This is a genomic window from Nonomuraea sp. B12E4 (assembly GCF_039871825.1).
GTDB lineage: Bacteria > Actinomycetota > Actinomycetes > Streptosporangiales > Streptosporangiaceae > Nonomuraea.
This window is the reverse complement of sequence record NZ_JBDPME010000002.1, coordinates 294,230-315,647: the sequence shown is the minus strand read 5'-3', so window position 1 is coordinate 315,647 and position 21,418 is coordinate 294,230. Positions and strand designations below refer to the sequence as shown.

Annotated in this window: 17 protein-coding genes; 2 read left to right on the top strand and 15 right to left on the bottom strand. The window is 70.0% G+C overall.

Annotation, left to right across the window (positions count from 1 at the left end):
• The 8 genes from ABGB18_RS07240 to ABGB18_RS07205 form a co-directional block, all read right to left on the bottom strand.
• The gene (locus ABGB18_RS07240) at positions 1-1,701 is read right to left on the bottom strand and encodes a right-handed parallel beta-helix repeat-containing protein (protein ID WP_347694577.1); all 1,701 of its coding nucleotides are present in this window, start codon (positions 1,699-1,701) and stop codon (positions 1-3) included.
• Between the two features lie 61 nt (positions 1,702-1,762).
• Positions 1,763-2,497, bottom strand: coding sequence for a cupin domain-containing protein (locus ABGB18_RS07235; protein ID WP_347694576.1), 735 nt, complete (start codon positions 2,495-2,497; stop codon positions 1,763-1,765).
• A complete protein-coding gene (locus ABGB18_RS07230; protein ID WP_347694575.1) occupies positions 2,494-3,411 on the bottom strand; it encodes a PmoA family protein in 918 nt (305 codons plus the stop codon). Before ABGB18_RS07230 ends, ABGB18_RS07235 begins: the two co-directional genes overlap by 4 nt.
• Positions 3,408-4,505 (bottom strand): Gfo/Idh/MocA family oxidoreductase, encoded by a 1,098-nt coding sequence (locus tag ABGB18_RS07225; protein WP_347694574.1) that lies wholly within the window; start codon positions 4,503-4,505, stop codon positions 3,408-3,410. Before ABGB18_RS07225 ends, ABGB18_RS07230 begins: the two co-directional genes overlap by 4 nt.
• Positions 4,506-4,528: 23 nt before the next feature.
• Positions 4,529-5,812 (bottom strand): sugar ABC transporter substrate-binding protein, encoded by a 1,284-nt coding sequence (locus tag ABGB18_RS07220; protein WP_347694573.1) that lies wholly within the window; start codon positions 5,810-5,812, stop codon positions 4,529-4,531.
• A gap of 19 nt (positions 5,813-5,831) precedes the next feature.
• On the bottom strand, positions 5,832-6,659 hold the full coding sequence (locus tag ABGB18_RS07215) for a carbohydrate ABC transporter permease (protein WP_347694572.1): 828 nt from the start codon (positions 6,657-6,659) through the stop codon (positions 5,832-5,834).
• Positions 6,652-7,554: a sugar ABC transporter permease gene (locus ABGB18_RS07210; RefSeq protein WP_347694885.1), complete on the bottom strand. Its 903-nt coding sequence runs from the start codon at positions 7,552-7,554 to the stop codon at positions 6,652-6,654. Before ABGB18_RS07210 ends, ABGB18_RS07215 begins: the two co-directional genes overlap by 8 nt.
• A 393-nt stretch (positions 7,555-7,947) precedes the next feature.
• Complete coding sequence (locus tag ABGB18_RS07205; protein WP_347694571.1) at positions 7,948-8,985, bottom strand: LacI family DNA-binding transcriptional regulator; 1,038 nt, start codon at positions 8,983-8,985, stop codon at positions 7,948-7,950.
• 431 nt (positions 8,986-9,416) lie between these two features.
• Here ABGB18_RS07205 and ABGB18_RS07200 point away from each other — a divergent pair, with 431 nt between their 5' ends.
• Positions 9,417-9,833, top strand: a complete 417-nt coding sequence (locus ABGB18_RS07200) for a hypothetical protein (protein WP_347694570.1) — start codon at positions 9,417-9,419, stop codon at positions 9,831-9,833.
• A gap of 344 nt (positions 9,834-10,177) precedes the next feature.
• Here the strand turns inward: ABGB18_RS07200 and tgmC are convergent, their stop codons facing one another.
• The 6 genes from tgmC to ABGB18_RS07170 form a co-directional block, all read right to left on the bottom strand.
• Entirely contained in the window at positions 10,178-11,404 is a 1,227-nt protein-coding gene (gene tgmC, locus ABGB18_RS07195; protein ID WP_347694569.1) for an ATP-grasp peptide maturase system methyltransferase, read from the bottom strand.
• Positions 11,401-11,808, bottom strand: a complete 408-nt coding sequence (locus ABGB18_RS07190) for a hypothetical protein (protein WP_347694568.1) — start codon at positions 11,806-11,808, stop codon at positions 11,401-11,403. The genes tgmC and ABGB18_RS07190 overlap by 4 nt, the downstream gene beginning before the upstream one ends.
• A 752-nt stretch (positions 11,809-12,560) precedes the next feature.
• Complete coding sequence (locus tag ABGB18_RS07185; RefSeq protein WP_347694567.1) at positions 12,561-13,766, bottom strand: amidohydrolase family protein; 1,206 nt, start codon at positions 13,764-13,766, stop codon at positions 12,561-12,563.
• 156 nt (positions 13,767-13,922) lie between these two features.
• Positions 13,923-16,826, bottom strand: coding sequence for a M36 family metallopeptidase (locus ABGB18_RS07180; RefSeq protein WP_347694566.1), 2,904 nt, complete (start codon positions 16,824-16,826; stop codon positions 13,923-13,925).
• A gap of 327 nt (positions 16,827-17,153) precedes the next feature.
• Entirely contained in the window at positions 17,154-18,179 is a 1,026-nt protein-coding gene (locus tag ABGB18_RS07175) for a DUF6569 family protein (RefSeq protein WP_347694565.1), read from the bottom strand.
• Positions 18,176-19,534 carry a vWA domain-containing protein gene (locus ABGB18_RS07170; protein WP_347694564.1) on the bottom strand — a complete coding sequence of 453 codons (1,359 nt, stop codon included), beginning with the start codon at positions 19,532-19,534 and terminating at the stop codon, positions 18,176-18,178. The genes ABGB18_RS07175 and ABGB18_RS07170 overlap by 4 nt, the downstream gene beginning before the upstream one ends.
• A gap of 422 nt (positions 19,535-19,956) precedes the next feature.
• Between ABGB18_RS07170 and ABGB18_RS07165 the strand changes: the two genes are divergently transcribed.
• The gene (locus ABGB18_RS07165) at positions 19,957-20,442 is read left to right on the top strand and encodes a hypothetical protein (protein ID WP_347694563.1); all 486 of its coding nucleotides are present in this window, start codon (positions 19,957-19,959) and stop codon (positions 20,440-20,442) included.
• 101 nt (positions 20,443-20,543) lie between these two features.
• Here the strand turns inward: ABGB18_RS07165 and ABGB18_RS07160 are convergent, their stop codons facing one another.
• Positions 20,544-21,323, bottom strand: coding sequence for an endonuclease/exonuclease/phosphatase family protein (locus tag ABGB18_RS07160; RefSeq protein WP_347694562.1), 780 nt, complete (start codon positions 21,321-21,323; stop codon positions 20,544-20,546).
• Between the last annotated feature and the right edge of the window lie 95 nt (positions 21,324-21,418).

Below are 21,418 nucleotides of genomic sequence, written 5' to 3'. Positions count from 1 at the left end.
TCAGGAGCCACCGGTTTCGAAGGCGCCGATGTCGGGACGGCCCTGGTAAAGGTGCTTACCCGCGTAGTCGCGGCCGCCGTTGCCATCGATGCCGACGCCGGCGCCGAGCGCGGGCGAGCCCGGCCGGACGCGCAGGCCATGGGCGGTCTTCAGCTGGGGACCGGTTTCCGGCGTGCCGTAGGGGCCGTCGAGCGGGGCGTCGGCGAGCAGCGGGTCACCGACCACCGCGGCCGCGTCGCCCGCCGGCACCGCGAGGTCCGCGCCGCCGTACAGGTTGTGGTCGTAGGTGATGGTGGGGCTGGTCGTCAGGCCGGCCGCCGCCCGCGTGGAGTACAGGACGTTGTTGGTGATCTCGTAGCGGGCCTGGAGGTAGCTGCCGTAGCCGTAGATGAGGTGGTCGCTGTCGTCGTTGTAGATCGTGTTGTTGTAGATCTTGGCGTTGGCGGCCCGGTCGGAGTGCAGGTAGATCTGGTAGCGGCTGTTGCCCGCGATGACGTTGTACCTGACCACGGCGTCGCCGAAGGCGAACTGGCACAGCAGGACGCCGTCGCCGTTGCCGTGGATGAAGTTGTACTGGACGATGTGCCGGGTGGTGCCCTTGTCCGGGTCGATGCCGTTGGAGTCGGCGCCGCCGGCCTTCTTCTGCGTCTCGTACACCTCGTTGTACTGGAAGGTCACGTCGTCGGAGAAGTACGACTCCATGGCCGAGGTGCCGGCGCGGTGGACGACGTTGCGCTCGACGAGGGCGCCGCGGACGTTGGTGAGGTAGAGGCCGTTGCAGCCGTAGGCGGTGTCGGCCTGCGTGATGTGGTTGTTCCTGATGACGATGTTCGTGTGCGGGGTGAACGCGGGGTCGTCGGCGCTCTTGCGGGTGCCCCAGCCGGTGGGCTGGGCGATGGTCTGGCCGGCGTCGTTCTTGCCGTCGCCGGTGTACTGCTTGAACACGATGCCCGCGAACGAGGTGTTGCCGACCGTGGAGTTCTGGATCAGCACGTCGTTCAGGACCGTGGCCCGCTCCGGGGGCGCGCCGATGTCGGGCACGGTGGTGTCGAAGACGATGCCGCCGGTCTTCTTCGAGCCGTCCCAGCCGGTCTGGAAGCGCACTCCGGGCGCGTTGTCCGCGATGCTGCCGCCGATCCAGTTGACCTGGCCGGTGACGTCGTGCACGGCCACGCCGTCCACGACGAAGCCGTCGAGGGTCTGGCTGTTGTCGCCGGAGACGTGGATGCCGCGCAGGTCACGCAGGTTCTCGCCGGGGGTGCCGGTGGCCGGGACCTCGTTGGTGACCTCCAGGTCGCGGATGGTCCAGAACTCCTGGTTGAACAGGCGGACGGCGTCGTTGACCTGGCCGGCGCCGTCGACGCGGGGGCGCTCGCCGGCGCCGTACCTGCCGACGGTGATGGGGGCGCCCTGCCGGCCGGAGCCCTTGGGCCAGAGCTGGCCGGTCCACTGCCGCCCGGCGCGCAGCAGGATGCGGTCGCCGGGCTGGAAGGTGGTGCCGTTCACCTTGTCCAGGCTCTTCCAGGGGTGGTCGGCGGTCCGGCCGGAGGCCGCGTCGTCGCCGGCGGCGGCGTCGAGGTAGTAGGTCGTGCCGCGGTCGGCCTGCGCGGGCTGGGCCTGGACGGTGAGTGCGGCGGCCATCGTCGTGGCTGTCAGGAGATAGAGGACTTTCGGCCGGATTCGGGCAGCGTTGAAGGACATCGCCGGGCTCCTCGGGGCTGGGGGACCGGCGCGCCCGAGGGCCGGGCGCGCCGGGAAGCGGTCAACTCGGATCGGGGGTGTGCACGATCGGGTGGGCGACGTCGTGCGCGCGCAGGTGGCCGCACATCCCCCACCGGTGGTCGGGCGGGCTCTCCATCAGGGCCGACCGGCTGAGGTGGGCTCCGTCGCCATGTTCCAGGGCCTCCAGGATCGTGGCGGTGTGGCGGGTCTCCCGGGCGACGGTGTCCTCCCAGATCTGCCGCCAGTCCGCCACCTTGGGCCTCACCAGCGCGACGGCGCTGGTGTGGAAGCGCCGGAGCGGGTCGAGGTCGCCTTTGGCGGCGCTGTCCGCCAGCCGCAGGAATCCCTCGACGGCCAGGTCCCGCCGCCGCGAGACGGCCTCCTCCACCTCCTGCTCGGAAGCGGCGGCCGGCAGGGTGGCGGCCTCCCGGTAGCGTGCCGGGTCGGCCACGATCTCCGGCGGGAACGTCATGACCGCGTCGCCCGCCTCGGGCAGCCCGGCGTTCTGCATGACGACCACGACCTCCAGGTCGCCGCGGTTGACCGCGCGGTGGATGGTGCCGGGCGTGAACCACACGGTCGAGCCTGGGCTCAGCTCCGTCACGCGCGGGCCGTTCAGATCGAGCGTGTGCAGCGCGCCGCGCCCGCCGACCACCACGTACGCCTCGGTGGAGGCCGTGTGCAGGTGCGGTGTACCGCCTTCCAGGCCGTCGGCGCAGGCCATACCCGAATAGACCGACAGCCGGCTGACCGACGTGCCCCCGGGGAACGTCATGATCGCGCCGCTCCGGCCAGGGCCTCCCTGCCCTGCTTGGCCAGCGAGGCGCAACCGTCCGGGCCGCGGTCGCCGTCTGCGATCAGGACCGCGTACCGGAAGCGCATGGTCTGGCCGTCCGGCAGCGGCACCTCCTCGCTGAAGAACGGCGCCGGGCACAGGCACGCGAACTGCTCGCTGCGCGCGAACCACTGCGGCGGGTGCTGCGGGTTCGCGGCGTCGTCCACCATGACGACCGTCGAGTGCTCGCCGGTCTCGTCGTGCCGGCCGCGGAAGCCGAACCACTCGGCCCGCGTGCCGCGCAGCTCGTCACCGCCCGCGCCGCCGGGCGACTGGATGGTGCCGTTGGTGAACGACCGGGGGCCGCGCCAGAACAGGCCGCCGTACCCGGCGTTCTCGCGGCCCTTCGTGGTCGGGGAGCCGAAGTCGATCGTGCCGCCCGACACGTTCGTCATGGCCGTGTCGAACAGCAGGGCCCAGGTCGTGTCGTCCACGACCAGCGCGGTCAGGGACCGCCGCTCCTCGATCACCGGGTCGCCCGACTGCGCGGTCCAGCCGAGCGTGTGCCCGATCTCCACCCGCCCGCCGCCGGCCTCCAGCGTGGTCATCTCGCGGTGCGTGGCGCTGCCGTTGTTGCCGAGCTGCACGTACTCCCCCTGTACGTACGTGGGCCCGCCCCAGAAGTTGTGCTCCCCGACGTGCGGCAGCGACCAGGCGATGCCCTTGTGCCAGACGTGGTCGTGCGGCCGGAACAGCGACACGAGCGCGCCGCCGAGGGTGCGGATGGGGTGCAGGTACGGCTTGGGCGACTCCAGCACCGGCGTGTCCGGCCGGTAGACGTAGGTGAACAGCTCGACGTCGCCCGCCGTGACGGCGACCGAGCGGCCGAGTGCGTGGTTGGCCTGCAGAGTCACGGGTTCCTCACTTTTTCCCAGGGGGCGCCCGTGCCCTCCATGCTGCGGGCGAACGGGCTGTCGGCAGTGATCTGTCCGCTTCGTACGCGCTCGCCGGTGAAGGACGAGGCGTACAGGGCGGCGATGAACTCCATCGTGCGCCGGGTGTCGGAGGCGGTCACCGGGGGCGCCTGGCCCTGGTCGAGCGCGTCGAGCACGGCGGCGAACCAGCCGCCGTGGCCGCTCGGCTCGTCCGAGTGGTCCTGCGCCCACAGGGAGGCCACCTTCTCGTGGCCCGGCGCCGGGGTCACGGTCCAGTCGTCGTCGGTGTAGCCGTACAGGTGCTCGACCTCGACCGAGGCGTGCTCGTAGTCGAAGCGGAGCTGGGAGGTCTGCCGCGGCGACACGACCGAGTTCACGATCGTGGCCACCGCGCCGCTCTCGAACGTCACCAGCGCCATCGACACGTCCTCGGTGTCCACGTCGCGGGCCTGGCGGGCGGCCACGGCCGTGACCTCGCGCCACGGGCCGAGCACCGAGAACAGCAGGTCGAACTGGTGGATGCCGTGCCCCATCGTGGGCCCGCCGCCCTCGGACTCCCAGGTGCCGCGCCACGGCACCGCGTAGTAGTCCGCGTCGCGATACCACTGGGTGAGGCAGGTCGCCAGCAGCGGGCGGCCCAGCTCACCGCTGTCCGCCAGGCGGCGCAGACGCAGCGCGCCGGCGCCGAAGCGGTGCTGCAGGACGGTCGCGACGTGCGCGGTCGAGCGGCGCTCGGCCTCGACCAGGGTGTCGAACTCGGCGAGCGAGAGCGTGGGCGGCTTCTCCACCAGCGCCGTCACCCCGGCCTCCAGGCAGGCCAGGGCCAGCGGGGCGTGCAACTGGGGTGGCGTGCACAGGTGGACGAAATCCACCTCCTGGTCGCGCAGCAGCTCCTCCGCGCTCGCGTGGCTGTGCGGCACGTCGTACTTGGCGGCGAACTCGCCCGCCCGGGCGGCGTCCACGTCGGCCACGGCCACCAGGCTCGCCCGGCCGGAGCCGAGCACCGCCTTGGCGTGGGCGTTGGCGATGGCGCCGGTCCCGATGATCGCGGCCCGGTATTTCCGTTGGGACATCTGGATCTTCTCCTGTGTGGGGGTCAGGCGCCGTCGATCTCGGCCTGCAGCTCGGTGATGAAGGCCTTGGCCGCCTGCTCGGGGGTCTCCCGGTCGGACAGCACCTCTTCGGTGTGCCGCTTGATGATCGCCTCGACGTCGCTGGCGCCGTTCGGGGTCACCCGGGGGGCCGTGCCGACCTTGACGGTGTCGAGGTATTCGGCGGCCGCCTTGTCGTACTCGCCGAGCTTGGGGGTGATGGCCGTGCGGATCTTGCTGTTGGCCGGGACGCCGCGGTCGGTCAGCATGATGTCGGCCGTCTCCTTGCTGTTGGCCAGGAAGTCCACCAACAGCGCCGCCTCGGCCGGGTGCTCGCTGCGCGCGGAGATCGACCAGTACATCGAGGGCTTGAAGTAGGCGCCGGGCGAGGAGGACTGCGACTCGCCGGGCAGCTTGAGCAGCTTCAGCTTGGCGCCGCTGGCCGTCGCCAGGGACGGGATCTGGGTGTTCCACCAGGTGGCGAGAGCCGAGGCGTTGGTGGCGGTGCCGGACTGGTCGAGCGAGCCGTTGGCCCGCTCGATCGTCACCGACGGCGCCGGGGCGACGCCGGACTTGGCCAGGTCCCTGATGTAGGTCCAGTAACCGGCCAGCACGTTCTCCGGGACGACGACCTTGCCGGCCTCGTCGAACAGGACGGCGCCGTGCTGGCGGACCCAGATGTTCATGCTGCCGGCGTCGAAGCCGAACGACTGCACGCCGGTGACCTTGCCGCCGCCCGCCTTGGAGACCTCGTCGCCGATCTTCTTGAAGTCGTCCCAGGTCCAGGTCGCGTCGTCGGGCAGTTTGATCTTGTACTGGTCGAGCAGGTCGGTGTTGGCCACGATCGAGTACGTGGCCAGGCCGACGGGGAGCGCGTACAGCTTGCCCTTGACCATGCCCGTGTCCAGGGCGGACTTGTCGAAGTCGGCGGTCTTGAGGTATTTGGTGGCGGTGCCGAGGTCGAGCAGGGCGCCGCGCTCGGCGTAGGAGGAGAGGTAGAGCTCGTCCATCTGGATGATGTCCGGCGCGTCGTTCGCGGCCACGGTGGTCGCGAGGCTCTCCCAGTATCCGTTCCAGTCCTTGAACTCTCCCTTGACGGTGATGTTCGGATATTTCTTCTGGAAGAGGTCGATGACCTTCTGGGTGCGCTGGTGCCGCTCGTCCGCGCCCCACCAGGTGAAGCGGAGGGTGACCGGGTCCTTGGACAGCTCCTGGTCGGCACTGCCGCCACCGGAGCCGCAGGCACTGAGCATGAGAGCCGCCGCGACCGCGAGGGCGATTCTTCGCATGTTGAGTCCTTCGGGGGGATCACTTGCCGCCGGTCGTGGCGATGCCCCGGATGAGGTAGCGCTGGCCGACGAGGAAGGCGAGGAAAACGGGCAGCAGGGAGACCACGCTCATGGCGAACATGGATCCCCACGAGGTGGACACCGTGGCGTCCACGAACGAGCGCAGCGCCACCGGCACCGTGTACATCTCCGGGTCCGTCAGGTAGATGAGCTGGCTGAAGAAGTCGTTCCAGGTCCAGATGAAGGTGAAGATCACCGTGGTGGCCAGGGCCGGGAGCATCAGGGGCAGGATGATGCGCAGGAAGATGCGGGCGTGGCCGCACCCGTCGATCCTGGCCGCTTCGTCCAGCTCCCGCGGCAGCCCGCGGATGAACTGCACCATGAGGAAGACGAAGAACGCGTCCGTGGCCAGAAACTTCGGCACCACCAGCGGCAGGAACGTGTTGATCCAGTCGAGCTGGGAGAACAGGATGTACTGCGGCACGATGATCACGTGGATGGGCAGCATGATCGTGCCCAGCATGATCGCGAACCACGGCTTCTTGCCGGTGAAGTCCAGCCTGGCGAAGGCGTACGCGGCCATCGAGCACGACACCAGGTTGCCGATGATGCAGGCCAGCACCAGGATGGCCGAGTTGACCAGGTAGTGGCCGAACGGGGAGGACAGCGCGTTCCAGCCCTCGCCGTAGTTGTGCGTCTGGAGGCTGTCCAGGATCAGCCCGGGACGGCGGAAGATCTCGTTGTCGGGGCGCAGCGAGCTGACCACCATCCAGAGCACCGGATAGAGCATGACCAGTGCCAGCAGGATGAGGACGGCGTGCTTGAACGCCTTGCGAAGGCTAGTCATCGTAGACGACCCAGAATTTGGCGGCCCAGAAGTTGACCGCGGTGAAACCGGCGATGATCACCAGCAGGAGCCAGGCGAGGGCCGAGGCGTAGCCCATGTCGAAGTTGGCGAATCCGCGCCGGTAGAGGTAGAGGGTGTAGAAGAGGGTGGAGTCCGAGGGTCCGCCGGTGCCGTTCGAGACGACGAACGCCTGGGTGAACGACTGGAACGCGTGGATGACCTGGAGGACCAGGTTGAAGAAGACGATCGGTGACAGCAGCGGGATCGTGATCTTCCTGAACTGCGTCCACTTCCCGGCCCCGTCCGTGGCCGCGGCCTCGTAGTACATGGCGGGGATCTGCCGCAGTCCGGCCAGGAAGATCACCATCGGGGCGCCGAAGGTCCACACGTTGAGCACGATCAGTGTGGACAGGGCCGTGTCCGGGTCGGCGATCCAGCTCGGGCCCTCCACCCCGAACAGGGCGAGGAACTGGTTGAACAGGCCGCCTGCGCCGAAGATCTGCTTCCACAGCACCGCGATGGCCACGCTGGAGCCGAGCAGCGACGGCAGGTAGAAGGCCGAACGGTAGAACGCCAGGCCGCGCAGCCCCCGGTCGAGCAGCAGCGCCAGGCCCAGGGCGGCGGCCAGTTGCAGCGGCACCGAGACGACGACGTAGACGAGCGTCACGCCGAGCGCGTGGTGGAGCCGGGCGTCGCCGAGCATGCGGGTGAAGTTGTCCAGGCCGTTGAAGACCGGCGGCTGGATCAGGTTGTAGTCGGTGAAGCCCAGCACGAACGAGGCCACGACCGGACCCGCCGTGATGAGCAGCAGGCCCGCGAACCAGGGCAGGAGGAAGACGAACGCGGCCTTGTTGTCCCGTCTGCCGCCGAGGGTTCCGCCGCTGCCCCTGCGCATTCGCTGGAGCTCGCCGAGAGCGCTCACGCGGGCCTCCTCGACGCGAACATGCGTGACCTCCTGTCACGGGAGACGGGGGTTGGCCGCCTGCTGGGAAAACGTATTCCGCAGGTTTGCACGGCTGTTACGTGAGCGTCAAGAGTGTTGCGGGAGAACTCGGTGAGGCGTTCTCACAAGGCCGGCCGGGCCCCGTGAAGCCCCGCCAGGACCGCTGCCCAAGACCGCGACCTGGGCCTTGAACAGCGTGAACGGGATCCGGCGCAGGGCTGCCGCCCTCCTGCGTCCCCGGCCCCTGTCGTCAGGGGCCGGTGAGGTAGGCCCTTGCCGTCAGGCGCGGGTGACCGCAGGTGGCCCTTGCCGTGGGACGCGGGTGACCGCAGGTGGCCCCTGACGTCAGGCGCGGGTACTCTCGCGGACGATCAGCTTGCCTTCGAGGGTCAGCCGCCGTGGCGTGCCGGCCGCCTCGCTCGCCTCGCCCAGCGCGAAGCGGATCGCCTCCGCCCCGGCGTGCGCCAGCGGCAGCGCCACCGTCGTCAGCCGCGGCGTCACGTCACCGGCGAGCGGTATGTCGTCGATTCCCGTCACGGAAACGTCCTCGGGAACGCGCAGACCGGCGGCCCGAAATCCCGACAACGCGCCGATGGCGATGATGTCGTTGACCGCGAGCACCGCCTCCCGGCCGTCCATTCCCGCCGCCGCCAGCCGCTCCGCGGCCTCGAATCCGCCGGCCCGGCTGACCGGGCAGTCAACGGTCCTGATCTCCCGCTCGTCAACCCCTCCGGCCTGCAGTCCCGCGACGAAACCGGCAGCACGGTCGGACATGTTGCGCAGTTCTCCGGAGCCGCCGAATATCGCCACCCGGCGGTATCCGGATTCCGCGACAAAGGCGCCCACGGAATATCCGGCGCGGTAATTGTCGAAGCCGATCGAGTCGAAAGCCGTGTCCGTCTCGCCGACGATCACGACCCGCCCGCCCTCGCGTTCGTACGAGCCGAGCTCCCTGCCCAGCCCGCCTTCGAGCGCGTCCGCCATGAAACGGCTGGAGGTGAGCACGAGCGCGCGCGGGCGCAACGCCCGCAGCAGGCGTACGGTCTCCAGTTGCCGGTCCGGGACGCCCATGGTGGACGAGACCGTGACGAAAGCCCCGGCCGTGCGGGCCTCGCGCTCCATCGCGGCCACCACCATGCCCATGGACGCGGTCGTCAGGTCGTCGGCGACGAGCGCGATCGAGTCGCTCGCCCGGCGCATCGCCCGGGCCGAGGCGTCCACCGTGTAGCGCAGGGCCTCCGCCGCCGCCAGCACGCGGGCCTCGTACTCGGGGGCGACCTTGCGGCTGCTGCCGCCCAGGACCCTGGAGGCGGTGGAGACCGAGACTCCGGCCGCGGCGGCCACGTCGTGCAGCGTGACCGTGGGCCTCGCCGCGTGGGGCATCCGCGGTGTCCTTTCCTCCGGGGGCGGCCGATCGGTTATGAAGGGTACTGCGTGCGAGGGGCGCTGCCCATACACGGCACCCCGTGGGCCGCCCGCCGGAAAGTCTTCGATTCCGGATGACCCGTGTCATGTCCAGCCGATGACGCGGTGGACTTACCGCCACCATGGCCGCGGATCATGCTGGCGGGGCGGGAGTTCTCGCCGGCCACACCGTGCTCGCGCTGTGCGGCCAGGACGCCGGAGCCCAGGCCAAGGCGTCGCGGTCGGCGCTCCTCCGCTGGACCGGCCCGCGGCGGCCTCCTGACGCCTGGGGGTTGTGTCGTCCGTCACTTCCGGTGTGTGGATTTGTGCGCGGTTGATCGCTTGCCGTCTCCGTAGTGTCCTTCCTGCCGGGACCGCCCGGCAGCACCGAAGAGGGGGAGGAACCCACCATGCGTAAGACTCTGGCGATCGCGGCCATGGCCGGTTCGATGGCGTTCGCGGGAATGGCCCTCGGCCCCGCGTCCGCCCAGGCGGCCACCCAGTCCACCGCGACGACCGCGTCCGCGTCGTCGGCCGGGAGCTGGGGCAAGTTCTTCTCCAGCGACCGCAAGGCCTACACCTTCGGCAAGACCTCGAAGACCGGCGGCAAGGTCTTCACGAAGTGGTATGGCGTGGACAAGCGCGGCGGCAAGAAGGGCTGGGTCTGGTTCGAGTATTTCCAGAACGGCTCCTGGCACAAGTTCAACCGGTCCTGGGACGGCAAGACCGCCGGGTCCTGGAGCGGCCGCGGGATCAAGAAGGTCTACACCTTCACCTGCTGGGGCGGCAAGTTCGACAACTGCGGCCGCAAGTACCGCATCTACTGATCTCCGCCCGGAGCACGTCCTGAGGCCCGGCCCACCGGCCGGGCCTCAGCCACGCCGATCATCCCTTTGACCAGGCTGATCAGCTGACGGATCAGAGATATCAGCACTCCGGGGGCCGTGCTTCATCCACCTCCGGCGCGGGCTGGGTGAGCTGCCGCAGCCCGAGGTTCCGGCCGGGTGCACCCTTCGCCCGGTGCGCGGCGAGAGTGACGCGGGGGCGCGGGGCTGGACGAGCACAATCGGGCGGCCGCGCTCGAACCCGTGGCGCCTACCCGGGGCATCGCCGACGCGGACTGGCCTCCGCCACGACACTCCCCCCTGCACGCCGCGCGGCGGCTGGTGACTCATGTCCTGGGAGCGGGCCCTGCCGGCTCAGGTAGGCTCCAACTCGGCCCGCTGGGCTCACCGAGCCAGACCCGTTGACCGTCTCTGGTTATGGTCAGCCCGAACCCGGTTGGGTTCGGGCGCCCGCCGTTTTGCCAGGTGTCGATCGCATCCTCGACGGCATCCCACAGCAACAACGGGCCGTGCTGGCGTACCTGCCATCCCTCGCGTCCGGGGATGAGGATGGCGGCCGAGCCGGAGACGACGTCGATGAGGTACGTGGCGTCATCGACAGTGAGCATCTGAGTGTTGGGGACGGCGCACTGCGCAAGAAACCGCAGATGGAACGCCTCCTCGCTTGCGGCGTTGATGAGTTCAGGGGTATGCCGGGCCGTCCGCGCCCGTTCGGCGAGGGTGCTTGCCCAATGCGCGGGGTTACCGAAGGCGGGAGCGGCGTGCGCGCGAGCGGACATGAACGAGACGGTCCCCGGCAGCAGCGACCCTTCGGCGGTCCCATCGCCTGTCACGGTCAGCAGGACGCGAGCGTAACCGTAGAGCCATCCGCTCAACGTGAGCAGGATCTTGCCGCCGGGGCGGGTCTGAGCGATCAGGGCGGAGGGGACGCTGCGGAAGGAGCACGCGGCCACGATGCGATCGTAGGGAGCGCAGGGCCAATACCCGTACAGGCCGTCCGCGACCGCCAGATCCGGGGTGTAGCCCAAGCCGTACAGCGTTGTGGCCGCCTGGTCGAGCAGGTGAGGGTCCACTTCGATGGAGGTCACCGCTTCCGAGCCGAGACGTTCGCAAGCCAATGCGGTGGAATATCCGGTACCGGTACCGATCTCGAGCACCGTGTGTTCCTTCGCGAGGTCGGCGTCCTCCCACATACGCACGACGAGGGACGGCAGAGTGGAGGAGGAGGTTGGAGCCCCGCCATGCCGCTCGACGGCGTGTTGCCAGTCGGGCTCTTCGCCGTCGAATTGGGTGATGAGGGTGAGGTTGGAGTAGGCAGCGGCCAACCACCTGCCATGGTCGCGTTCTGCGGTGACCGGGTGCCAGACGGTCAGTCCCTGCGGAGTGCGCTCCATGGCATCCAGATAAAAGCCCGGCATGAACCGGTGACGAGGCACCGTCTCGACCGCTTTTCGCCACGCCGGATCCTTGAGTCTGCCATCTTCGGCCAGGAGTTCCGCCAGATGTGCGCGCAGGCGTGCGGCGTCGGCTTCAACGCTGTCACCCGCCGTCACGGCGCACTTCCCTTCTCCAGGATGTCGGCGAATGCTGCGGTGATCTCGGGCGCGTCGGGCAGCCATCCCCACTGGCCGTTCGGGTTGCATTCAATCCACGTCCAGTGCTCGGGTACGCCCCCGTCGCCCGTGAGGGCGAAATCGAAGCAGCCGAATATCAGGTCGAATGAAGCTAGATAGCTGCGCAATGCCGCCGCGACCGGGCCGGGGACCTCGATCGGGGTATGGATCAGCTTCTCCCGGTCGCCTCGCCGCCAATCGAGAACGCCGTCCAGAGTTTCGATTCTGCTCGCGAACAGGCGGCCACCGACCACGGTCACCCCCGCATCCGCGACCTTGGGGATTTCAGCCTGAAACAGATGCGCTGTCACCGACAGCGTGTTGTCGAAGGTGTCAGGATTCACCCGCTGCGTCCAGATGGCTCCTGCCCGGCCATCCTCCGAGGAAGGCAGACCACGAAAGGTCTTGTATATGATCGGCTGGTGCTCGGCGGCGAACCTGCGGGCGGGGGACCTATCGGCAGCCGGTCAGTCACCAACTGCAGCGCCCACGGCGTAGCCGTCATGCGGGTCATGATTCAGGCATCCTCTCCTTGCGGATCTGGTTTAACGGAAGGTTGGGACGAACCGGCGAGCCGCCCACCCGCCATCTAACTGACAGTAGTCATAAGACTACGTAAATACTGTTGAGTTTTCCAGTCTGGTTCATGGAGCTCTCACCCGATCAATCCAGTCGACCGGACTGCCGCCCGGCCCTAACGCGGGCGCTCGATCCGCCACAAAAAGAGCATCTTGCCGAGGCGAATCAAGGGCCAATTTCATGGTCCAAGTCCTGCCGTTTAGAACTGGAGAGCATGCGGCGCTGACGGGGGTCGTTCAACATCCTCGGGGTTTCCCGCCGCGACCAACATGGACGTCGTGCATCTGGAGAACATGACCAGCGCCGTCCACCTCGAAGAACCTCCAGAGGTGCGCATGTGCGAGACGGTGTTCGACTACCTGAAGGCGAGCCACCTTCCCGCAGCCGCAGCGAAGACATGGAGATCAACAGTCACAAGCGTCACGATCCCGTGTTCGGCTTGCCCGATTCCGACGGGCCCATGACCGCGGTCATGGATCCCCTGCGGAAGCCGATGGTGACGCCGGCCAGCGCCTGGCTAGTCCTGCCGTGCTCCCGCGCGCCATACGCCGGCGATGGCGCGGGTGGCGGTGATGTCCGCGGCCGGGTCGCCGTCCACCAGCAGCAGGTCGGCGCGCAGTCCGGGGGCGATCCTGCCCCGGTCGGGCAGGCCGAAGTGGCGGGCCGGCGCGCTGGTGGCCGCCGCGAGCGCCTCCTCGCCGGTCAGCCCGGCCTCGGTCAGCAGCAGCAGCTCGTGGTGCAGCCCGGCCCCGTGCACCGGCCCGAACGGCGTCGCGTCGGTCCCCGCCAGCACCGGCACCCCGGCCCGCAGCAGCGCCACGGCGGCGTGCGAGGCGTTGACCACCCCGTCGGAGTACATGGGGATGCCGGCGAACTCCCGGGTGAAGGTGGCCTTCGACTGCTCCGACATCCGGGCCGCGACCCGGGCGTCCCGCAGCAGCTCCGCCCCGCCGGGGTCGCCGGTGACGGCCTCGATGTAGGTGATCGTGCTGATCACGAACGCGCCGTACGCGGCGATCAGCGCCGCCGTCTCCGCGGCCCGCTCCGGGGGCACATCGGAATAGAGGTGGGCCAGGCCGTCCACGCCCGCGTCGAGCGCGACGAGCGCCTCCCTGGCGGTGACCGTGTGCGCGACGACCTTCAGCCCGGCGGCGTGCCCGGCCTCGACCAGGACGGCGGCGAGCGCGGGGCTGAGCGCGGGCAGCGACGTCCCGGACGCGCCGCCGTCGTCAATCGCGATCTTCAGGTAGTCGGCGCCCTCGGCCAGCCGCGCCTCGACGAACGCCCTGGCCTCGCCGGCGTCCGCGACCGTGTCGAGGGTGCTGTCGGTGCCGAGGGCGCGGAGCACGTCCGGCGTCATGATCTGCGTCGGATGCCCGCGGGGGGCGGTGGCGATCATGCTGGAGCTGCGGATGTCGGCCACGTCGTCGCGCTCGGCCGCCAGGCGGCGCTGGGCGGCCAGGATGGGCGGCAGGTTGTTCAGGTCGAGCTCGGTGGTGACGCCGAACGCCAGCGCCTCGGCCAGGTCGCCGTCGAAGGCGTGCGTGTGGGCGTCGATCAGGCCGGGCAGCAGGGTCTTCCCGGTGCCGTCAACCTCGACGTCCACGGGGGCGTCCGGGGCGGCATCCGGCTCGCCGATACGGTCGCCGGCGATCAGTACGTCGGCGCGGGGCACGATGCGCTCACCGTCGAAGACCCGGACATCGCGAATCAAGGTACGCATGTCTCTCTCCACATCTAGTTAGACGTCGAACTACTTGGTCGCCGAATCCACCCCTCTCCGGGAGTTTATTCACCGCAAGATAGTACGACGTCTAACTATTAGCTGCAAGCGCGGCCCGCGCCCCGGACGAGAACCGGAGCGCGGGCCGCCGGTGGGTCAGTGCGAGAAGGCCTGGAACTCGGCCGCCCTCACGTGGTCCCGCTGCGGGCTGGCGGTGCCGCAGTCCGTCGCGGAGTTCGGGTCGTTGTCCTGCTCACCGGCGTACAGCGGGTTGCCGGTGCACTGGGTGGTCAGCGCCCGGAGCATCAGGTGCGTGGCACTCGTGTCCCGGACGTCGAACGACTTGAAGATCATGTCCGCGCCCCGGGGCCGCGGCAGACCGGACTTGAACGCGTCCGCCGCGCTGGTGTAGATCTTCCGGAAGTTCTCCGGCGCGGTGCAGTTCTGGCTGCAGGCCAGCACCTCGAAGGAGCGGAGGCTGGAGAAGCGGTTCTGCGTCCCGGGGTCGGCCGGGTCGCCGACGCCGGGCCGGAGCATCGAGCTCACCTGCACCCTGCCGACCTTGACCGGGCTGTCGCCCGCCAGGTCCACCACGACCGCCTTGCCCGCCGGCGCCCCGGTGAGCGAGGCCCAGTTCGTGGTCTCGGTCTCGTCGATCAGCCTGGCCTGGTTGACGCCGTCGCCGGTGGCCGTCGCGCCGCCCGCCGCCGAGGCGAGGTTACGCGACAGCGCCAGCGGCAACGGCAGCTTCAGGCCCGGCAGCACCACGAAGTCCAGGCGCTTGTGCCCGAACCCGTTGCCGGCCACCACGAAGTCGTACAGTCCGGGCGTCATCTCCACCGTGTCGCCGAGTGGCGTCGCCGGGTCGGTGTCGGCGACCGGGACCGCACGCGCCTCGTAGTCGCCCACATACAGCCGCAGCGCCGCGCCCTTGGCCTCGCCCAGCGGCTTGAGCTGCAGCGAGCCGTTCTTGCCGAGCGGGTTGACGAAGCTCGGCGTCGGGTCGGCGTCGTTCGGGCCGTTGCTCGCCGCCCCCGCGCCCAGACCGTGCTCGGCGAACGCGCGCCACATGATGTCCTGGTTCTTGCCGTCGAACCGCATCCGGTCGGCCGCCAGCAGCGCGTCACGGTGGTCGACGTAGCTGACCGCGCCCGAGGCCATCAGCAGCAGCGCGTCGAACGACAGTTGCGCCCAGCGCCGGTTGCCCGGGCACCGCTCGACCGGGGTCTGGCCGTCCGCGCACGCCTTCTGCTGCTTGGCGTTGCCGTCGCCGTACCGCTTGATGAAGGCCGCGCGCACGTCGAACTGCGTGGCCGACCAGATCTCACCGTCGGCGTGCACCTGCGCGCCGACGATGTCGTAGGCGATGTCGCTGTAGTTCAGCGGGGACCTGGACATGTCGTAGTTGCGGATGCCGCGCGACTTGTCGCCGGTCACGTAGCCACCGGTGACGTACGGGGTGTCGCCGGCGGGGCGGAACCCGTACTCGAACAGGTACTCCATCGCCGTCAGGTCGGAGTTGCTCTCGTTCATGGCGCCGGCCTGGGCGCCGCTCCAGCCGGCGTTCGGGCCGCCGATCATGCGGCCGGAGATCGCGTGCGTGTACTCGTGCCCGATGACCGACATGTCGTAGTCGCCGTCCACGCACGGGGCGTAGAACGAGCCGGCGATCGGCTGCCACAGGTACATGTTCGTGATCGGCGCGACGCCGTCCGGCCCGGTGATCTGGTTGGCGTTGTCACGCACCGACAGGACGCGCGCGCCCGCCTGGGCGTTGCCCTGCTCGGGGTCGTTGCCGAGGCCGCCGCGGTCGCCGTTGTCCGCCTGCATGTTCCAGGCGGTCTCGGTGAAGCCCAGCCGGTAGGACCAGTCGTGCATGCGGTTGTGCATGGCGTTCAGGTTGGCCATGGCGGCCTCCAGGTCCGCCTCCCCCGGCTGGTCGAAGACCGCCGGGTCGCATTTGGCCTCGTACCAGGTGTTGTTCCACGGGAAGGCGTAGTCCCGGCTCGGCGTGGCCACGTTGGAGCGGGTGCCGACGGAGAACGGGTCGCCGTTCGCCCGGTTCTCGACGGTCCTGGCCGAGTTGCCGGAGCTGGTGTTGGTGGGCGTGCCGGTGGCGTGGTTCACGTCCCAGGCTTTGCCCGTCCCGGGGTCGCCGCCGGTCACGTAGTCACAACCGGGGGCCTTGGCGAAGCACCAGGTCTGGCGGGTGTCGCGGGAGGAGTAGTCGTCGCGTGGGTTCGCCGGGAAGGCCTCCCAGCTCGGGTTGTCCGGGTCGAAGTGGTGGTCGACCAGGTTCTCCCGGGTCAGGATGGCTCCGCTGACCGCGTCCACGTGCGTCGTGTACGCCGCCGACGCGCCCTGCCCGCCGCCGATCAGGACCACCTGGTACGCGTTGTGCACCCCGTCGGGCGCCGGCACCGCCACCGGGGTGGCCTGTTCGGTGACCGCCGTGGCCAGGTCGATGCCGCCGTCCCTGGCGGCGATGCCGAGGGCCTGCTCCGCGGTGATCGAGGCGGCCGGGGGCGCCTGGGTGGCCCGGGACAACGAGGACGTGACATGTCTGACCTGGCCGTTCACGACGCCGACGACGACCAGGCCGTCCACGCCCGCCGGCAGGTCACCGAACCGCTGGCGCAGCATGACCGCGTGACCCGCGCCGATGGGGTTGATCGCGACCTTCTCCAGCGCGTCGACGGCCGCCGCCGGCAGGCCGAAGACGGCCTCGTTGGCCTTGAGGTAGGCGCGGGCCGCCTGTTCGGGGTCGGAGCCGAGGCCGTCGGCCAGCGGTTCGGCGCTGGAGACGGAGGCCGGGGTGCCGAGAGCGTTCCAGCGGATGTCGGCCGCGGGGCCCGCCCGGCGCGCGTTGGCGCCGGCGGGCGGCGGCACCCGGCCCTGGCGGTTGTCCACGTCCGGCTTGCCGTGGATCTCCGCCTGGAAGTCGTGGATCGCCGGGGACTGCCCACCGGGTTCGCCTTGGGCCATCCCCGCCGTGAGGGGAAGAGCCACCGCGACCACAGCGGTGGCGATGAGAGAGCTGCGTAACCAGGACTTCGACACGATTTCCCTCCTGCGTGCCTGGGATGCGCAGGGTTGCGCGCATCTCCGCAAGAGGAAACACTGCTTTTATTTGACTTACAAGATCTTGTAAAGGCCGAAATATCAGCGTATAGAGCCCGATTTCGCATTGGTCGTGCTGGTGCGGGACAGGCGGCCGGCGCCTCGGTGGACGCTTCTGGGTCGTTAGCCAACCATTTCCCTTATGTGGAATGAGGGTTTTCGCCCACCATGCCCGGCTCAGTTCCCGCATTGATCATTCAACCGCCCGGCCAGAGGCGGTCGCAACCGGTTTAAGCCCAATGAATCGGACAACCGGTCGCGACCGGCTCAATGCTCGGCGAAGACCGAGGCGTAGACCAGCCTGTCGTGCTCGGTGACCACCTGCCCGGCGAGCCGGCCGGCGGTGACCGTGGACAGCCGCAGGTCCAGGTAGCGCTCCTCCTCGACCATGCGCGCCTCGCCGTCCGGGACCGGTAGCCAGGAGGCCACCCGCTCCACCCACGCCTCCCGGTCGCGCGCCAGCTCGGCCCGCAGCCCGGCCAGGCTCGTCACCTCGTACGGCTCCGCCTCGGCCGGCTGGGGCTCGGCCTGCCAGGCGGCGACCCCGTACGCGAAGCAGACCAGGGCCATCCACATCTCGGCGAAGTAGCCCGGGTCGGGCGCCAACTCCAGCCCGGCGAACCTGTCGCGGACGAAGAACAGCGCCCCGAGCTGCCCCGGCATCAGCTCCAACCGGCTCCGGAACTGGGTCAGCGTGGCCCGCTTGCGCGTCAGGATCTGCTCCAGGTGGCCACGGGACGGCAGGCCGTACGCGCGGTTGAGCTCGCTGATGTCCGGCCACAGCTTGGCGTAGTCCCGGCGCCCGCGCAGCCGCGTCGCCTTGCCGCGCAGCTCCACCGGCAGCACGAAGAACCACTGGTCACGGCCCTCCAGGTAACCGCCCTGGCCGGCCTGGACGCAGCAGGCGTCGTCGAAGCGCCTGGTCTGCCCGGCGGCCACCAGCGCCGAGGAGCACAGGGCGTGGTTCTGGGCGGCGTCCTGTATGTAGCCGATGTGCAGCGGCACGATCGCCACCCCCTCGGGGGCGCCGTTGTGCAGCTCCACCTGGCCGTACCCGACGACCCGCCGTAGCTTCAGCCCGGAGCGGGGCGGCACGATGCCGGGCCGCGACGGCCCCCACACGGGCACCATGGTCAGCGCTCCGGCGCGCTGGGGCGGGCCCACGCGGTAACCGTCGAGGCCGTCGAGGTCGAGCGGGACGGGCATAAGCGCGTCCAGCCCGGCCATGTGCGTGTCAGCGGCGTGCGTGTCGAGTCCGGTCCTGTGCCTCTCGTGTCCGGTCGTGTGCGTCATGTGCGTCCTCCTTCCAGGCGGGTGAGCATCGCGGCCTTGATCCAGTCGTGGCCCGGCGCGCAGTGGGCGAACGTCCACGGCAGCAGCCCGGCGAAGTCGTCCTGGTGCCAGAACGGCTGGTGCGGCAGGGCGGGCGCGGGGTCGCGCAGGGCCAGGTCGTCACCCCGGGTGAACGTCGCCTGGCACAGCACCACCGGCGTGGTGATCCCGGCACGCGGCAGGCTGGCCACGGCCCTGGCGAGATCGCCCGGCAGCAGGTTCTCGTAACCGTCGGTGACGACGACCACCAGGTCCGGACGGCCTTCCAGCGCGTCGAGCAGCCCGCTCGCCAGATCGGTCGCCCCGGCAGGGCGCGGCTCGCCGGCGACGGCTCCAGCCACCGCATCCGGTCCGTGCGTGCCGGCTCCGACCGCCGGGCCCGGGGCGGCGGCGTCGTTCCCGGTCTCGATGACCGTGAGCCGGTCGCAGACCTGGTCCAGCACCAGCCGGAGCGCGACGGCCTGGGACATGACCGCCCACTCGCGCTCGCCGTACCCCCGCATGGATCCGGACGTGTCCAGCACCATGGCCACATTTCCGGGCAGGCGCGGCAGCCCGCGCGTCGCCTCGGCCACGTAGCCGGCCAGGGCAGGGCGCAGCTCGGCGGCCGGTCCGCCCCGGTAGAGGTGCACCAGCGTCGCGGCGATGTCGCCCCGGTTGGTCGGCGTCACGATCGGCGTGTGCTCCCCGACCGGGTCCAGCGGCGCGGGCGGCTCCTGCGGGGCGACCGCTCCGTGCGTGCCGGGCGCGTACAGGGCGCGTACCCACTCGATCGCCGTGGCCGGGTCGGAGGTGAACCGCAGCAGGGACCGGCGCAGGTATCCGGAGCCGGTGTCGCCCTCGGCGATGAGCCGGGCGCACGCCCGCGCGGTCGCCTTTCCGAGTGCGTGCTCGAAGCAGTCGGCCAGCGCGGGACGCCGGGCCTCGATGAGCTCGCCGGCGTCCGGGTGCTCCAGCACGAAGGCGAGCACGGCCCGTGTGACGTGCTTGTGGTTGGCGCGCAGCCGCCGCAGGGCCAGCAGCACGGTGATGACGTGCGCGGGCGGCAGGCCGAACATGAGCGCCTTGGTCGTCTTTGCCAGGATGGCGCGGGTCCGGTCGTCGAGGCCGTCCTGGGAGTCGGCCAGCGTCCGCAGCAGCACTCGGGCGCGCTGCCATGGGAGCACCCCGGGAACCAGCGCGAGCAGCGCGTATCCCTCGATGTCGCCGGCGCTCCGGTGGAGCTCCGCGTCGTCCCACGCCAGATCGCCGCCCCGGGAGAGAACCAGCGGGGTGTCGTGCGTCCGGAAATGCTGGAGGAGAGGGGAGATGTCCACGAATCGAGAGTTTAAGAAATCCGGTCCAGCGTACGACACCGATTTTCCGCCGGTCCGTTTCCCCGGCCACGCCTCCGACCCCGTCAAATGCTTTTTCACGGGCCCGCGAATGACAATTAAGCCACCCCGAAAATCCCGTCCCAGCGACCGGAACCTCATTTCCGCGGCGAGCCACCGTGACGGTGGTCGGGTCGGCGGCCAAACCCAGACGTTCGCCGGCACGATGGAGGAGCGCCCCGGGAAGGCGGCCGGCTCGACCCTCGCCGGCGACTGGAACGACTTCCCGCGGGCCTTCGGCACCCACGCGTGCCCGGCGACTCGCCGAAGTCGACTGCGAGCTTCATGATCTTTTCACGCCCGTGTTACCTGCGCATTTGTACGCGTATGCCCAAAGTTTGATCTTGATCGTGATACTGCGCCCCATGATCATTGATGCACTTCGCAAGCGTGTTCTGACTGTTTCGCTCGGCCTCGTGAGCGTCGCCGCCGCTTCGGCTCTGGCCGCGTCTCCGGCCCACGCCGACCCCGATGGGGCCGAGGCAGCCGTCTGGTGGACGTTCAAGGGAAGCGGTTACGGGACGTGCCTCACGGCTGGGGACACTCAGGTGGCCTTCGCCACCGCTTGCAACGGTGGCCCGCACCAGCAGTGGGACTGGATCCACGACAGCAACGGCGAACCCTCCCCCCAGCTCATGAACAGGGCCACGGGTCGCTGCCTGGCCACCGACAACGCCTCCGGGCTCAACGCCGTCTGGACCAGCACCTGCGCGTGGGGCAACGGGCAGAGGTTCAGCTATGACTACGCCACGGGGAATCTCAACAGCGTCTACGGCACGAAGGTGCGGGCGGAGTCCGACGGCGCCGTCCGCGCGGGGAGCTCGTTCTACTACTGGTACGCGTCGCACTGACGCTCGCGAATACAGCGCCGGACCAACAGCGGCGTGGTCAACGGCGTCCCGTCCGATCTCACGATCGGGCGGGACGCCGTCGTCTCAGTGGCCGGCGGCGCCTACGGCCTGGTGTCCAGCCAGACGAGGCGGTGGTCCGAACTGGGGAACGGGAACACCCCCGTCAGGCGGGACAGCGGGTCGGCGGACACCGGCCAGAACACGCCACCGCCCGCCGTCCTCAGGCGTTCGGACGGCAGCACGTAGTCGGCGCGGAGGTTGCCGGGGGCCGTGTCGGCGAAGTCGGCCGTGTCGTATTTCGGGTCGCCGGTGTGGCCGCTGTTCGCGCCGCCCTGCGTCGCGGCGGCCTCCACCGCGCCGGGGCTGGACGGTGCCCGGCGGGAGTCGATCCTGGGATGGTCGAGCAACTGGTGGATCGCGCCCTGGTAGCTGTCGCCGTCGTCCGGGTCGGCGTTCTGGTCACCGGCGATCACGAACGCCACGCCGGGCGCCGGGGTCGCCGGGTCGCCGGGCAGGGCCGCGCCCGGCATGTCCTTCCACCGGAACTTCTGGAACGTCCGGACGCCGCGCACGTCGATCGGATGCCGGGCGTAGACCACCATGCCGAACTGCCCGGGGAAGGCCCTGAAGCCGAACGCGTCGTCGCCGTACCCGGCCGCGCCCGGGGTGGTCACCACGTCGCCGTTGTTGTTGAGGTCGAACCCGGAGGCGATGCCGGTGTTGCTGGGGGCCGTGAACCGATACCGGTAGGTGGTCGGCCGCGCGCCGCCCTGCCCCACCGACAGGTAGTTGTCCTGGAACAGGCGGGCGGCGGCGCCGTCCGCGTCGAAGTCGAACTCGTTGATGAGCAGCATGTCGGGCCTGGCGCGCTGGATGATCACGACTTGTCCCCTCGCGCGGGTTCCGTGGCCGGATCATGGCATCTCCCGGCGGGACACGCCAGGCGTCCGCGCCGGCGGCCGCCCCCCGTCGCGGG